Source organism: Streptomyces sp. NPDC002055, from assembly GCF_040296705.1.
GTDB lineage: Bacteria > Actinomycetota > Actinomycetes > Streptomycetales > Streptomycetaceae > Streptomyces.
Window position 1 is genome coordinate 79,365 of sequence record NZ_JBEOXS010000023.1, and the last position, 14,348, is coordinate 93,712.

Annotated in this window: 12 protein-coding genes; 8 read left to right on the forward strand and 4 right to left on the reverse strand. The window is 70.8% G+C overall.

Features of this window, described 5'->3' with window-relative positions; translation table 11 throughout:
• Positions 1-26: 26 nt before the first annotated feature.
• Positions 27-878 (reverse strand): LLM class flavin-dependent oxidoreductase, encoded by an 852-nt coding sequence (locus ABT112_RS16760; RefSeq protein WP_351510148.1) that lies wholly within the window; start codon positions 876-878, stop codon positions 27-29.
• Positions 879-1,248: 370 nt separating this feature from the next.
• On the opposite strand from ABT112_RS16760, the gene ABT112_RS16765 reads away from it, so the two are divergent.
• Positions 1,249-1,671, forward strand: a complete 423-nt coding sequence (locus tag ABT112_RS16765; RefSeq protein WP_351510150.1) for a DUF4234 domain-containing protein — start codon at positions 1,249-1,251, stop codon at positions 1,669-1,671.
• Between the two features lie 400 nt (positions 1,672-2,071).
• Positions 2,072-4,153 carry a HelD family protein gene (locus tag ABT112_RS16770; RefSeq protein ID WP_502975371.1) on the forward strand — a complete coding sequence of 694 codons (2,082 nt, stop codon included), beginning with the start codon at positions 2,072-2,074 and terminating at the stop codon, positions 4,151-4,153.
• 47 nt (positions 4,154-4,200) lie between these two features.
• On the opposite strand, the gene ABT112_RS16775 is transcribed toward ABT112_RS16770, so the two are convergent.
• The 3 genes from ABT112_RS16775 to ABT112_RS16785 form a co-directional block, all read right to left on the reverse strand.
• A complete protein-coding gene (locus tag ABT112_RS16775; RefSeq protein ID WP_351510155.1) occupies positions 4,201-5,349 on the reverse strand; it encodes a serine hydrolase domain-containing protein in 1,149 nt (382 codons plus the stop codon).
• A 352-nt stretch (positions 5,350-5,701) separates the two neighbouring features.
• Positions 5,702-6,100: a recombinase family protein gene (locus tag ABT112_RS16780; RefSeq protein WP_351510157.1), complete on the reverse strand. Its 399-nt coding sequence runs from the start codon at positions 6,098-6,100 to the stop codon at positions 5,702-5,704.
• A 444-nt stretch (positions 6,101-6,544) separates the two neighbouring features.
• On the reverse strand, positions 6,545-7,015 hold the full coding sequence (locus tag ABT112_RS16785; RefSeq protein WP_351510159.1) for a lamin tail domain-containing protein: 471 nt from the start codon (positions 7,013-7,015) through the stop codon (positions 6,545-6,547).
• Between the two features lie 702 nt (positions 7,016-7,717).
• On the opposite strand from ABT112_RS16785, the gene ABT112_RS16790 reads away from it, so the two are divergent.
• The 6 genes from ABT112_RS16790 to ABT112_RS16815 all read left to right on the forward strand — a co-directional run bounded on the left by ABT112_RS16790 (position 7,718) and on the right by ABT112_RS16815 (position 14,225).
• Positions 7,718-8,929, forward strand: a complete 1,212-nt coding sequence (locus tag ABT112_RS16790) for a helix-turn-helix domain-containing protein (protein ID WP_351510161.1) — start codon at positions 7,718-7,720, stop codon at positions 8,927-8,929.
• Positions 8,930-9,042: 113 nt separating this feature from the next.
• Positions 9,043-9,411 (forward strand): DUF6415 family natural product biosynthesis protein, encoded by a 369-nt coding sequence (locus ABT112_RS16795; protein ID WP_351510163.1) that lies wholly within the window; start codon positions 9,043-9,045, stop codon positions 9,409-9,411.
• Positions 9,408-9,617, forward strand: a complete 210-nt coding sequence (locus tag ABT112_RS16800; RefSeq protein ID WP_351510165.1) for a hypothetical protein — start codon at positions 9,408-9,410, stop codon at positions 9,615-9,617. Before ABT112_RS16795 ends, ABT112_RS16800 begins: the two co-directional genes overlap by 4 nt.
• A 319-nt stretch (positions 9,618-9,936) precedes the next feature.
• A complete protein-coding gene (locus tag ABT112_RS16805; RefSeq protein WP_502975372.1) occupies positions 9,937-11,670 on the forward strand; it encodes a sensor histidine kinase in 1,734 nt (577 codons plus the stop codon).
• A 96-nt stretch (positions 11,671-11,766) separates the two neighbouring features.
• The gene (locus ABT112_RS16810) at positions 11,767-12,420 is read left to right on the forward strand and encodes a response regulator transcription factor (protein ID WP_351510168.1); all 654 of its coding nucleotides are present in this window, start codon (positions 11,767-11,769) and stop codon (positions 12,418-12,420) included.
• Positions 12,421-12,662: 242 nt separating this feature from the next.
• Positions 12,663-14,225 carry an alpha/beta hydrolase gene (locus ABT112_RS16815; protein ID WP_351510170.1) on the forward strand — a complete coding sequence of 521 codons (1,563 nt, stop codon included), beginning with the start codon at positions 12,663-12,665 and terminating at the stop codon, positions 14,223-14,225.
• The last annotated feature ends 123 nt before the right edge of the window (positions 14,226-14,348 follow it).

Sequence of the window (14,348 nt, forward strand, 5' to 3'; positions counted from 1 at the left end):
ACGTGGCCCCGACGTGGCCCCGAGCGTCAGAACACCACGTCTGCGAGGCGCTCGACCTGGTCCGGATCCGAGGACCAGCAGTAGAGCATCACTTCGTCGGCACCGATGCCGGTGAACCCGGTGACCGCCTCCCGTATCCGCTCCGGCGTGGTGAGCAGGCCCCTCGCCACCTCGTCGGCGCGCCCGGTGAAGGTGTAGTAGTCGCGGAGGTTCCGGCGCGCCTCGGCGACGACCGGGTCGGGGCCGAGGACGGCGTTGGCCTGGGCGACCAGGCGCGGCCGGCCCGGGCGCGACCACCGCTGCCAGGCCGCCTCCGCGTCCCGGAAGAGGCCGTCCATGAACTGCGGGGGCAGCGAGGCGCCGAGAAAGCCGTCGCCCCAGCGGCCGACCCGCTCGATCGCCGCCGGCGCGAAGCCGCCGAAGAGCACTTCGGGGCCGCCGGACGTCGCGGGCCTGGGGCCGATCGGCCCGACGCCCTCCCCATACGGCTCACCGGCCCAGACGCGGCGCAGGGCGGCCATCTGCTCGTCGAGCCGGCGTCCGCGGCGGCGGGGGTCGATCCCGGCGGCCCGGCAGTCGTCCTCGCGTCCGCCGACCCCGATGCCCAGGGTGAAGCGGCCGCCGGACAGGCGGTCGAGGGTGGCGGTCTGCTTGGCGAGCAGGGCGGTGTTGTGCTGCGGGGCGAGCAGGACCTCGGTCTGCACCCGGATCCGGCGGGTGGCACCGGCGAGGGCCGCGAGGGTGACGAGTGGTTCGGGGTTGTCGTGGACCAGCCGGTCGAGCAGCCCGAGCGTCCGGAAGGGGCTGTCGTCCGCGCGCCGGGCCCAGTCGGGCAGCAGTTCGGGGGCGTCGATCGGAAGGCCGAGGCCTATGTGCATGGCAGAACTCTCCTGATGGAAGGGCAGGCTGAAGCGATGCCGCCCCTCCGTGGCCGCGCACGTGCCGTGCGGGCCTGCTCCCGTTCTGCGGCGTCCTTCTGGGAGCGTGATCGTCAGAGTGCGGCCACCGTAGCCCGCGTCCCGGCCCGTCGGCACCACATTTTCGGCCCCGTCGTTCCGGCACCACCGGGGCCGCGGTCCGGGCACCACCGGGACCGCGGCCCCGGCACCTCCGGCTCCGCCCACCGCCGGCCGCCGACCGCCGACCGCCGACCGCCGACCGCGGCCCGACGCCCCGGGCGGGCGAGGGGGAAACGGCGGCGATTGCCGCCCTCCGGACGCGGTCGTACGCTCAAGGCATGCACATGCAATGCATCCTGGAGGCAGCCCGGTGACCGGCCGCGCGGGCAAGTACCGCAACATCTTCCTGGTGTGGCTGGTCTGGCCCCTCATCACCCTGGGGATCTACCACCTGGTCTGGTACTACAAGGTGAACCGAGAGTCGCGCGATCTCGACCGCCGGATCGAGGTCGATCCCGTGGTCTCGGTGCTCGCGGTGACCCTCGGCGCCCTGCTGATCGTGCCGCCGTTCGTCTCGGTGTACAAAACCGGCGCCCGCATCGCCCGAATGCAGCAATCGGCCGGAATGCAGCCCACCTGCAGCCCACTGATCGGCCTCCTCCTCACCTTCGCGCTGAGCCTGCACTCGCTCTACTACCAGCACGAGCTGAACCAGATCTGGGAGCGCTACGGCTACCCGGCGGAGGGCCAGGAAGTACCGCTGGCGGGCTGACGGCCGGCCCACGGCCACAGCCTCCGGACTCCCGGCCCCCGAACCCGGCAACCGGCACGGCACGACATGGCCGTCGGGCCGGGGCCGCGCCCCGTCCCAGCCGCACCGCGCCGGACCACGCCACACGGGGTGGCGCCGAGGCAAGCAGGCAAGCCCAAAAGCCGCCAGTTTTCCCGAGCGCGGCAAACATCGCCGGCACCCAAGGGCGGGCTCGCCCATAAAGGCAGGCGGGCATCGGGAGCGCAAGAGCGATATACGGAACGGCGGAATGCGCGATACGGTCAGCCGTCATGGATTCAGCCGCAAGGCCATGTCTTCGTCAAGTAAGTCAAGACTTACCTTCAGGGATCTCTGACCGTATGGTGTGGGCTCGAATCGAAGGAGCCCCCTGTTGTCGACGTTGTCGAACATAAGTGATCCCGCTGCGCGTGCGGTTGCATCGGAGCGGGATTATGTGTCCTCGTTGTATGAGCTGCTCACCGAGCGGCTTTCCGAGGCGCGAGTACAGCGAGCGAGTGTGCTGAAGGCCCCGGCGGAAAGCGCCGGTGAGGCATACGAGAGAGAAATCGCCGCCGAGCGTCTGGCCAAGGAAATCGGCCGGCTGGAGGGCGCCGAAAAGGGCCTGGTATTCGGGCGCATCGACTGGACGGATGGCACGGCCCTGCGCATCGGGCGGATCGGACTGCATACGGAGGAGGACGAGCTGCCGCTGCTCGTGGACTGGCGCGCGAACGCGGCGCGGCCCTTCTACGAGGCGACACCGGTCCACCCGATGGACCTGCGGCGGCGCCGGCACCTGCGCCTCGAGGAGCGCACGGTCGTCTCGGTGAGCGACGAACTGCTGGACGGGACCGACCCGACCGACGAGGACGTCGTGGGGGACGGCCCGTTGACCGAGGCTCTGTCGGCACGGCGTACGGGCAGGATGCACGCGGCCGTCGCGACGCTGCAGGCCGAGCAGGACGAGATCGTCCGCTCCGCCCACCGCGGGGTGACCGTGGTGCAGGGCGGGCCCGGCACCGGCAAGACGGTGGTCGCCCTGCACCGGGCGGCCTACGTCCTGTACGCGTTCCCGCGCGCCGCGGAGGAGGGTGTCCTGGTGGTGGGCCCGAACGCCCGCTTCCTCGACTACATCTCCCAGGTCCTTCCCTCGCTCGGAGAGAACGACGTCGTTCTGGCGACCTGCCGGGAGCTGGCCGGAGTGTCCACGGACACGGTGGACCCGTTCGCTACGGCGCGTCTCAAGGGCGGCTCCGACCTCGCCGACGCCCTGGCCGGCCTGCTGCGCGTCCACCAAGCCCCCGCCGGTGACTTCACCGTGCGGGTCGGACGGCAACGGGTTCACCTCTCCGGCGAGGAAGTCGCCACGGCACGCGACACCGCCGTGACAGCCGCACCGGGGCACAACCCCGCGCGCCAGGTGTTCAAAGAGCTCCTGGTCGACGCCGTCACCGACGCGATGCAACGGGACATGGGCGACGTCCTGGAGCAGATCGACGCCGATGCCGAGAAGATGACGGGCATGGACCTCGACCGGTTCACGGGAGCCGCCCAGCGCCGTGTCGAAGGTGCGGCCGCCCCGGGTCCGGTCCACGAGCTGGACCTGGACGCCATCCGAGCCGATCTCCTCGACGACGCCGGCGTCGACCGAGCGGTCGAGGTGTTGTGGCCCCGGCTGGCACCCGGTGACCTGGTGCAGGCGCTCCTGACGAACGCCGGCGCTCTCGCCGAGCACCTGCCCCGCCTGACCGCGCAGGAGCGGTCCCGTCTGCTGCGCGGTCCGGACGACCCGTGGACCGATGCCGATGTGCCGTTGCTGGACGAGGCGGCGAGCCTGGTCGACGGCCCTCCCGAGCGGACGTACGGGCACGTCGTCGTCGACGAGGCGCAGGAACTGACCGCCATGCAGTGGCGGATGATCGTCCGCCGCTGCCCGGCAAGGGCGATGACGCTGGTGGGTGACTTCGCCCAGGCGGGCCCGGTCGCGACGGCACGCGACTGGAAGGAAGCACTGAGCCCGCACGTCGGCCCGCGGTTCGCACTGCACCACCTGACCGTCAGCTACCGCACCACGCAGGAGATCCTGGAGAGCGTCCGGGACCTGCTCACGCGGATCGCTCCGGACCAGAAGCCCACACGGTCACTGCGCAGCGGTGAGAGCCCTCGCACCGTGACCACGGCTCCGGACGGGTTGGTCGCCGCCGTCGTTCGGGAACTCCGCGCCCAGAGCACCGCGCACCCGGGCGAACTCCTGGGAGTGCTCTGCGCGGACACCAGGGTGAGCGAGCTGACGGCCCGGGGCGTCGCTGACCACGCACGCATCGTGCCGGCGTCCGAAGCACGCGGCCTGGAATTCGACGGGGTCGTCGTCATGGACCCCGAGGAAATCATCACGGCCCGCCCCGGCGGGGAAAGGGACTTGTACGTGGCCCTGACCCGGGCCACCAAGCGCCTCTGCACCATCACCGTCCAGCCCGCCTGACGACCAGTGCTCTGACCGCATAGGTTCGCAGGGGTGCCCGGGCGTTGTCACCGGTCGCCGTGCACCGGACTGGATGGGTGGTCCGACTGTCGGCCAGCGAGCGCGGCGTTGACGATCGCCTTGATGTACGGGAGGTCATTGCCGGTCCCCGTTGGGTTCAGGGAGTACACCACGCGGTGTTCGAGGTCGCGAGTGGCGAAGATTCCGTTGTCCCAGCCGGGGCGGGATCCGGTTTTGCCCCAGGCGTACTCGCCGGTCGGGAGCTGGTAGCGCATGAGCCCGCCGATGCTGTAGCAGGCCGCACGGCCGACGCAGTTCGTGTTGTCGGCGGCGCTCTGCACATTCGGCACCTTGAACACCAGCTTCTGCTGAGCGGGCGGGAGCAGGCGGCCCCGGAACAACGCGGTGATGAAGCGGTCCAGGTCGGCGGCGGTGGAGACCATGCCTCCCTCGGCCCACGGATACGGGCTCTGCTCAGTCACGTCCTGGCCGTCGACGTACACCTCCGCATGGGGCGAGGGGATCGCCGGGTCGTCGGCGGTGGGCAGGCTGGTGTGGCGCAGGTGCAGCGGCCGGATGATCCTTTGCTCCAGTTCGGTGGTGAAGGAGTGGCCGGTGACCTTCTCGACGATCAGGCCGAGGACGAAGGAGTTGAGCCCGTTGTACTGCTGTTCGGAGCCGGGTGCGGGCAGTGCGTCGGTGGCTGTGGCGAACGAGTCGCGCAGGAAGTCTTCGGGCGTTACGGACTTCAGCTGCCATCCTGGTCCGTCGGCCGGGCCGGGGGTCGGCGCGGGCCTGGGCAGGCCGCTCGTGTGGCCGAGGAGCTGGCGCACGGTGACGCGGTCGTACGCCTCAGGCAGCATCTGGGGGACGTACCTCCGCGCCGGTGTGTCCAGGCCAATCCGGTGCTCGGCGGCGAGCTGGAGAACCACCGTGTTGGTGAACACTTTGGTGACACTGCCGATCCGGAAATTGGCGTCAGTGGTGACCGGGCCGGCAGCGACGCCCACGCCATCCCGTCTGATCAGCGCGCCCGCAACGACGTCGTCGGGCAGGTGGTCGAGGATGTCCTGGACCTTCGGGTTCGTGGACGCCGGGATGCTGGAAGCGGGCGTGGCGGCGGCCGTGGGCAGAGCCGCGCCGGCGGAGAGAGAGGTGGCCAGGGCAAGGGCGGTGACGGCGAGACGGATGCGCATTGAGGTTCTCCGGAACGGCGCTGACGGGAGTTGGTGACCACGCCAACTCTGCTGTGTGCTACCGCTATTGACCATCAGTCATCACCCTGATCACAACCCTGGATTACCCCTGACAGATGCGACCTGGTGCTGCCGCCCCATCAGTTCGCGGGTCGGTCAGGCTGCGGTTGTCATGGGGGCGTCCGCCCCCCGTTCCAACCCCTGGAACCGCCAACCCGGCGAACCTTCCCGGTCAGAGCACCAGGCACCCGCGTCGTCGCCGCGGGCGCACCCGGCGAGGTACGGGCACCGGCCCGCGCGCACGGAGCTGCTCGCCGCCGCACCGCTCCGCGGCCGGAGGGGCCACCGGCGCTCAGCAGCCGTTGTAGCCCGCGGTCGGCATCGACAGCCTGCGGTGCACCCGGGCCTTCATCTCCGCCGTGTACGCGGGCTCGGGCAGACCGGTCGTCTCCACCCGGATACCGCGCCGCTTGCACTCCGCCTCGAAGGCTCCGACGTCCCGCAACGCCCGCTCCAGCACGCGCCGGTTCGGAGCGAGGAATATGTCGGCCAGCCCGTCGTCCGCGTCCTTCCACCAGCCCCAGCTCGTCCCCGTCGAGTCGTGGGTGGTGTGCTGCACATGGACGGTGTGCCCGTGCCGGGCGGCCCACTCCTCGCACAACCGCTGCTGGGTCCGGGCGTCGGCGAGGAACGGATCCGAGTCCAGCGCCTCGTCGAGCGGTGTCTGACAGGTGATGGTCGATACGCGCACGGCTGTCCCCCTCGCTAGCGGTGGGAGTCGACAGTACCCGCAGCGTGGGAGCGCGCGGGAGGCGTGCCGCCAGGGCTCGCATAGCCGCAGCCGTAGCAGACCAGCCGTCGTCCTGATTCTTCGTCAGGACACCGCCGCACCGGGGACAGACGTCCATCCGGGCCGCCGCGACGGCACCGGCGCAGAGCCGCCTGCCCACTGCTGCTGTCACGAGGTCTCCCCCGGTGGTGGAACGTAGAGTGCCCCGAGCGTACCGGCGCCCGGACGCCCGCCCGGCCCGCCGCACCCGGGGGCGAGGGCACGGACGTCCCGGACTTCCGGACCGCCGTGCGTACCGGGCCGCTGCGGGGGCACGGGAATGGCGGCGGCCGGACACGGAACAGCGCCGCCTCCACCCCGGTTCGGACGGGGTGGAGGCGGCGCTGCTGTTCAGCGGAGCGGGTGTCAGCAGTCGGTGTGACCGCCGTCGCCACGGCCCCAGCGGCACTGGTCGACCCGGTTGCCACCGTCGGTGCGCAGGGTCAGGCGGCCGCGGTTGTTGTCGTACAGGTGACGGTTGGAGTCCTGGTAACGGTGCCAGCGGTGGTCCTGGCCGTGACCGGTGTGCACCGTGACCTCCTGGCCGCGGCGCAGCCGCAGCCGGTCGAAGGTGTAGGTGTTGCCGTCCCGGTCGCTCACCGTGTAGTTGCGGAGCTGGACGGCGTGCCGTCCGTTGTTGACGACGGTGAAGAACTCGCTGTTGAGCGAGCGGTTGTTACGGCGGTCCGGGCCGGGGGCGTCGTACTGGACCTGCCCGATCTCCAGCCCGCGGTGACGGCGGTCGTCCTGATGGGCAGAGGCCGGCATCGCGGCGGCAGTCAGCATCGCCCCGGTGATCAGGGCCGTGGCGGTGAGGGTACGAGCGGTGCGGGACATGTTGATCCCCTGCTTTCGTGTGCAGGCATGGCCAAAGAAGGCCCATGACCAGGTGGTTCATCCCGACCGGATGGCCGGGCCAGACCAGATTGGGGCCACCGGGGGTCTGGTAGAGCACTAAACCATTGCGTGTTACACAACACGGACATTCACGCAACAACAGTGCGCTAAGGCGCACGACCCCGGCGCGCGGCACACCTCAATGCCGTGGCCCCTACACCCACCCATATGGGACAAGCCCCCCGAGGCTTCGACACCGCCTCTCCCCCGTCATCGGCACGCCCCCCGGGCGACCTGAGGACCCCGCGGCACGTAACAGGCGACCATCACCCGAACGGCGTAGCGCCGACGCGGCGCCGAGCCGCGCCGGGACCACCGAAGCCCTCTTCGACCCCTCGGGGCCCCCACCGAGGGCGGGGACACCCACCCGTTCGGAGTACGGAGACGGACGGGAGGGCGACGAGCCCGCCGAGGAGTACGGAAGAACCGGCCGCCCGCGCTCAGTCGAGAGGGGACGCCCAGGTCGCCGCGGGGCACGAACGACGGCACCCGGCAGCGGGCCGTCCACTTCACGGACCATGCGGGGTGCCCGACTGATGGCCGACAAGGGCCACCGGCAGGCCAACTCCGCTCACAGCAGCGCCGATTCGCCGCCCGGCCAGGAGTACCGTTCTGAATGTCTAGGTCAGAACGGAGTTCAGCATGCCCTACGGCACCGACGAACCCACCGGTGGAATCGGGCGGCGGATCGCGGAACTGCGAGCCGTCCGCGGCTACTCACTACGACAGCTCGGCCGGCGCTCCCACGTCTCCGCCTCCATGCTCTCCATGATCGAGAAAGGGGACCGGAACGCCGGGGAGGAGATCGTGGCCGCCGTCGCCCGCGCCCTCGACGTGGGCATCTCCCATCTGCGGGGCCAGCCCTATCGCGAGCAGATGCAGCAGGACCGCATAGACCGCATGATGGAGCCGCTCGGCAGCGCGCTCGACAACTGGGACCTCGCCCCGGATCCGGCGGCGCCCCCGCCACGTCCGGTGGACGAACTACGCGCCGCCATCATGCACACCGTCACGATGCGCGCCGCCGCCGACCTCGGCGGCCTGGCGGAGACCCTGCCCCCGCTGATCTCCGAGATCACCCACGCGATTCACCTCCACGACCGGCCCGGCCGGACCCGCGAGGAGCTGCACGGCCTCCAGGCCGAGGCCGCGCGCGGCGTGTGGCGGGTGGCGTACCGGGTCGGCGAGATGCATCTCGCGCGGCTCGCCCTGTCCCGGATGGCCCAGGTCGCCCTGGAGTGCGGTGACCCACGGCAGGTGGCGGTCGAACGCTGGATGCGCGCCCAGACCAGCGTCGAGAGCGGCCGGCCGGGGATCGACACCGGGCTCCGCCTGGTGAACCAGGCGCTGCGGGACCTCGACGACGACGGGGCGCCGCAGACCCGTGCCGTCCTCGGCGCGCTCCACCTCAAAGGGTCGATCCTGTCCTCCCGGCGAGGGGACAAAGAGGCTTCCGACGCCTGGCTGGACGAAGCGCGCGGACTGGCCCGGGGCACCGGAGAGACCAGCTTCTACGAGCTGACCTTCGGCCCGACCAATGTCCAGTTGCATGCGGTGGCGGCAGCCGCCGACCAGGACAAACACGGCCTGGCGCTGAAGCATGCGGCCAAGGTGACGATCCCGGAGGACTACCCACCGGGCAGAGCCGGGCACTTCTACATCGACTTGGCCCGCGCCCAGGTGTGGACCGCCCGGCACGGCGAGGCATTCGCCTCCCTGGTGAAGGCGCGGGAGGTGGCCCCGCAGATGACGCGACATCACCCGCAGGTCCACGAAACGGCAGCAGCATTGCGCCGGGCGCAGGCGCGTGTGCCGGACCCGCTGCGGGACTTCTCCCTCTGGTGCGGCGTCTAGCGCTCCCCTGACGGCTGGTCAAGGACCCTGGTGTTCACAGCCTGTGAACACCAGGGCCTTCCCCTGTCGGCACCATGTGACTGCAAGCACACAGTCCGTACATGGAGCCGACCATGACGTCCACTCAGGGCTGGCCGCCGCGCGAGGCGGCCGCCCCGTCCCCCATCGATCCGGTCACCATTCAGGCCGCGATCGACCGGGCCTTACTCACCGGCACCGGCCGCCTCGACCCAGACGAACTCACTCGCCTCGAAGCCACCCTCCGCGAGCACATCACCGCTCTTCTCCCCGCGGCGGACGCCGCCACCGACCGGCTCTGGCGCGGCAGTCTCGCGTGGTACACCCGCCGCGCACGCATCGACGGCATCCGGCAGCAGGCCGGACAGGGCCTCGGCGACGGCCCGCTCTCCGCGCACATCCAGGTCACCACCCTGGCCCGCGACTGCCAGTGGCTCCTGGCCGAACACCGGGAGCGGCCATGAGCACCGGTGAACCGATCCGTACCGGCCAGTGGTGCACCTGGTGCACCGGGCGGACCGATCAGCCCACCCTCATCGCCGTCATCGAGACCGGCAGCGGACCCGGCGCGATCCAGTACGCGTGCCCGGACTGCATGCGCATCTACCGGCTCCGGCCGTTCGATCCGGCCATGCACGGCTGCCCCGTCTACGCACGACGCCGCACCTGAGAGATGCACCCGAGACCGGGCTGCCGGCGGCGATCCCCCTCCGTCGGCAGCCGCGCGGATCACCTCGTACGCGCTGTCCGTACGTCACCCTTCTCGCCCGACCGACGGAGCGAGACGCCGGGGGCGTCGGCACGACTTTCGTTGCTGTACGTCGCGACGAACGGTGGTGTCGGCGGCCGGCGAGGTTGCTTAACGTGGCTCCGTGACAGGTGTGGAAGGTATGGAGCGGGTGAGGCGCGCTCGCCAGGCGCCGGCGGCGAGGCTGCGTGGGGTGTTCCGGCGGCTGGCCGATCCGGGCAGGACTCTCTGCGATCCCGGGATGTGGCCGCTCGGGCGCATGGTGGGCGAACTGCTGCTGAGCCTGGTGCTGGGGTCGCTGGCGGCGGGGATCGAGGCCCTGCGCCACGGTGGCGCGGTACAGATCATTGCCGTCGCTCTGGCTGCCGGACTGCTGTTGCAGCTGCGCCGGGTGCTGCCCGGGACCGTCCTGCTGGTGACCGTCGTGGGTGCGACCGCGTTCGACGGTCTCGCCCCGCTGACCCTCGTCGTCGGCTGGTCGGCCGGCCGCCGGATCATCGGGGTGGGCAGGGCGACCGGCACCTTCGCCGTTGCGTATGCCCTCAGCTTCGGCCTGGAACTCCTGGAGGAGTTGCCCCGTGTCACGCCGGCGATTCTGGGCATCGGCGTCCTGGTGACGCTGGTCACGACCGTCGTTCCCGGCCTCGCCGGCCGCTACTGGTCGCAGCGGCGCACGCTGCTGGACACCCTGCGGGAGTACAACGCCCAGCTGCTGCGCGAGCGCGCGATGATCGCCGGACAGGCCCGGATGCGCGAGCGCCAGCGCATCGCGCAGGACATGCACGACAGCCTCGGCCATCAGCTCGCGCTCATCTCGGTGCACACCGGAGCCCTGGAGGTGGACCGCGGGCTCACCGGGCGCCAGCGGGAGGCCGTGGGGGTGCTGCGAGAGGCGTCGGTGAGCGCGATGCACGAGCTGCGCGAGGTGGTGGGGCTGCTGCGGGACGGCGCCCACGCCCCGGAGGACGGGGCCACTCCCTCGGCGACCACCGGGGGCATCCCCGCCCCTGCCCTTGAGGCCATGGGGGAGGAGAACGCCACGGCGTCCGCGCGAGGGGTGGCAGGCATCGAGCGCTTGGTGGAGGTGTCCCGGAGCGCCGGTACGGCCGTGGAGCTGCGGCGCTCGGGCGAGGTGCGCCCGCTCGCCCCGACCGCCGATCACGCGGCGTACCGGATGGCCCAGGAGGGCCTGACCAACGCCCACAAGCACGCCCCGGGCGCCTCGGTCACCATCGAACTGCGCTATGAACCGGACTCGTTGGTCGTGGAGATCGCGAACGGTCCCGCGCCCGGGACCGCGGACGACGGCCGGAGCGTGGTGAGCGGCGGCCAGGGGCTGACCGGGCTCGAGGAGCGGGCCCGGGTCGTCGGAGGCATGGTGCATGCGGGTCCGACGGCGGACGGCGGCTTCCGGCTGGCGGGTGTGCTGCCCTACACCTCGTCGGACGCCGGTGCCACGGGTCCCTCGCCCAGCAGGGCAACGACGACGTTCGTTGACCCAACCGGCGACTTTCGGCAGCAGATTCCGGCGGGTCCGCTCGGCGAAGCTGATCCGGTCATCGACTGGAACGGTCTGCCGAAGGAGCTGGCCAAGGCAATGAGCAGGGACAGGAGGAGCAGTGGCACAGCCATCGGTTGCGGGGTGGCGGCACTGATCTCCCTGCTGCTGGTGACCGGCGTCGCCGGTGGGATCTTCCTCAAGAGCGAAATGGACAAGGCAATGATCGAACCGCAGGAGTACGCGGCGGTGAAGGTGGGCCGGCCCGAGGCCGAGGTGCGCAAGCAGTTGCCGGACGGCGCCACGTTCCTGGCCGAAGGCATGGGCAAGGGCGCACCACCCGTGCCGGAGGGGGCGAAGTGCCTCAGCCTCAATTCCACGGCGTTCGGCAGCAGCTGGGAGAAGGACCCTGTCTTCCGGTTCTGCTTCAAGGACGGCACGTTGATCGAGAAGAAGTCCTTCGAGGTCACGACGTAAGGGGAACGCTCGCCGTGATGTCCCGGGCAGGCCGCTTGACCGGGGATGACGGCGAACGGCCCGCAGCTATACCGTTCAAGAGGGCGCAGGAGACTCGTGATCAAGGTTCTCGTCACGGATGACGAGCCGCTCATTCGGGCGGGCATCAGGATGATGCTCACCTCGGCCGACGACATCGACGTCGTCGCGGAGGCGGCGAACGGCCGCGAGGCGGTCGAACTGGCCCGCGCCCAGAGCGTGGACGTCGTACTGCTCGACATCCAGATGCCGGTGATGGACGGGCTGACGGCCCTGGCCGAACTCCGCCGCGCCGTCCCCGACGCACGGGTGCTGATCCTCACCACCTTCGGGGAGCAGCAGAACGTGCTGCGCGCCCTGGCGGAGGGCAGCGTGGGGTTTCTGCTCAAGGACTCGGCGCCCGCGGAGCTGATGCGTGCGGTACGGGCCGCCGCGGCCGGTGACGCGTATCTGTCACCGGGCGCCACACGCCATGTCGTGGACTCGCTGGCATCCGGCCAGAGCGCGCGCCGTTCCGAGCAGGCGCGCCGCAGGCTGGAGAGCCTGTCGGGCCGTGAGCGGGAGGTCCTGGCACTGCTGGGCGAGGGCCTGTCCAACGCGGATGCCGGCCAGCGGGTCCATATGAGCGAGGCCACGGTCAAAACGTATGTGAGCCGCATCCTGGCCAAGCTGGGCTGCGAAAACCGGGTACAGGCCGCACTCCTGGCACGAGACGCCGGCCTGGGAGCCTGAGCCCGCACCGTCGGCCGAAGGCTGGGTGGCGCGACGTACACCGCGCCGGCGAAGCCGCTCCCGGCCGGCGTGCCGCTGCCGTCACCCCTCACGACGGGGCCGCGGCACGCTCGCGCCGAGACGCGCCGGTCCGACGCAGCAGCCGCAAGGGGCCGGCACGCCCCGCCGGCAACATGAACGTCCAACTCTCCCCGCAATCCACTCACTTCAACTGCATTTCATTCACCAACAGGAAGACCGTCATGCCCAAAATTCCAGCTCTCCGCACCATCTCGCTGCTCTCCGCCTCCCTCCTGGTCACGCTCGGCGCCACCGCCTGCGGCCCCGACGAGGACGATGCCGGCCGCACAGAGTCCGCCCCCTCGGCCACCGCCGAACTCCCCGCCTCCCTCACCTCCCAGAAGCTCGACTGGCAGCCCTGCCGGGCCCCGTCCACCGCCCAGGGGGCTGGCGCAAAGCCCGGCAAGCTGCCGGACGGCACGGCATGGGAGTGCACGAACCTGAAGGCACCCCTGGACTACGCCAAGCCCGCCGGCGACACCATCGACCTCGCGATGATCCGCGCCAAGGCCAAGGGCGGCGGCAAGCGGATCGGCTCGCTGGTCTTCAACTTCGGCGGGCCGGGAGGGTCCGGCGTGGCCACCCTGCCGGGCTACGCCCAGGCCGCCCGGTCCCTGCACTCGCAATACGACCTGGTCAGCTTCGACCCGCGCGGCGTCGGCAACAGCGCGGGGGTGACCTGCCTGAGCGACAAGGAGCTCGACAAGCAGCGCGGCGAGACCCACGATCTGGCCGGGACGGCCGAGCAGAACAAGCAGACCGCGGCAGCCTGCGCGAAGAAATCCGGGAAGGTGCTGCCGCACGTCGGCACCGAGAGCGCCGCCCGCGACATGGATCTCATGCGCCAGGTACTGGGCGATGCCAAGCTCAACTACTTCGGCATCTCCTACGGGACCGAACTGGGCGGCGTCTATGCCCACCTGTTCCCGAAGCATGTGGGCCGCACCGTCCTGGACGCCGTCGTGGACCCGACCCAGGATTCCGTACAGGAGTCCCTGGACCAGGCGAAGGGCTTCCAGCTGGCGCTGGACAACTACCTCGCCCACTGCGTCAAGACCCCCGGCACCTGCGCGTACCGGAGCCCCGAGGACGGACGCCGGCAGATCGCCCAGCTCCTGGCGAAGATCGGTAAGCAGCCGCTGCCGACCAAGAGCGGGCGCAAGCTCACCAAGGAGCAGGCGGTCCTGGGCATCGCCGAGACGCTCTACGCCAAGGAGGCCTGGCCTGTCCTGTCGGCCTCGCTCTCCCACGCAGAGCAGGGCAGCGGCGACAACCTCCTCATGCTGGCCGACAGCTACCTCGGCCGGGACGACAAGGGGCACTACAACAACATGGAGCCCGCCAACGCCGCGATCAGCTGCGCCGACACCAAGCAGCGCCCCACTCTCAAGGAAGTGCAGGCCAAGCTGCCGGAGTTCCGCAAGGCGTCCCCCATCTTCGGTGAGCTGACCGCCACGGGCCTGCTGAGCTGCACCGGCTGGCCGGTCACCGGCAAGGCCGACACCCCGGAGGTCTCGGCGCCCGGCGCCGCCCCCATCGTCGTCATAGGCAACGCGGGCGACCCGGCGACTCCCGTCGCGGGCGCCCGGAAGATGGCCGAGAAGCTCGGGAAGGGCGTGGGGATGCTGCTCACGGTCAAGGGCGAGGGCCATGGCACGTATGGCGTCAATGAGTGCGCCACCAAGGCCGTGAACGGGCACCTGCTGAACGGCAAGGTCCCGGCCGACGGCACCGTCTGTTCATGAGCACGGCATAGCGCGAAGGCCCGCTCGCCGCGAGGCGCCGGAAGCCGGCAACTGCCACGGCCAGAGCGACAGCCACAGCCACAGCGGTACGGCTGCGGCTGCGATACGGCCCGCCACAGGGCC

What these genes read in the sequence shown, in the direction of transcription:
- ABT112_RS16790 (WP_351510161.1), top strand. Translation starts at nt 7,718, where the DNA reads ATGCCCTACGGCACCGACGAACCCACCGGTGGAATCGGGCGGCGGATC.
- ABT112_RS16785 (WP_351510159.1), bottom strand. Translation starts at nt 7,015, where the DNA reads ATGTCCCGCACCGCTCGTACCCTCACCGCCACGGCCCTGATCACCGGG.
- ABT112_RS16795 (WP_351510163.1), top strand. Translation starts at nt 9,043, where the DNA reads ATGACGTCCACTCAGGGCTGGCCGCCGCGCGAGGCGGCCGCCCCGTCC.
- ABT112_RS16765 (WP_351510150.1), top strand. Translation starts at nt 1,249, where the DNA reads ATGCATCCTGGAGGCAGCCCGGTGACCGGCCGCGCGGGCAAGTACCGC.
- ABT112_RS16800 (WP_351510165.1), top strand. Translation starts at nt 9,408, where the DNA reads ATGAGCACCGGTGAACCGATCCGTACCGGCCAGTGGTGCACCTGGTGC.
- ABT112_RS16815 (WP_351510170.1), top strand. Translation starts at nt 12,663, where the DNA reads ATGCCCAAAATTCCAGCTCTCCGCACCATCTCGCTGCTCTCCGCCTCC.
- ABT112_RS16760 (WP_351510148.1), bottom strand. Translation starts at nt 878, where the DNA reads ATGCACATAGGCCTCGGCCTTCCGATCGACGCCCCCGAACTGCTGCCC.
- ABT112_RS16805 (WP_502975372.1), top strand. Translation starts at nt 9,937, where the DNA reads ATGTGGCCGCTCGGGCGCATGGTGGGCGAACTGCTGCTGAGCCTGGTG.
- ABT112_RS16775 (WP_351510155.1), bottom strand. Translation starts at nt 5,349, where the DNA reads ATGCGCATCCGTCTCGCCGTCACCGCCCTTGCCCTGGCCACCTCTCTC.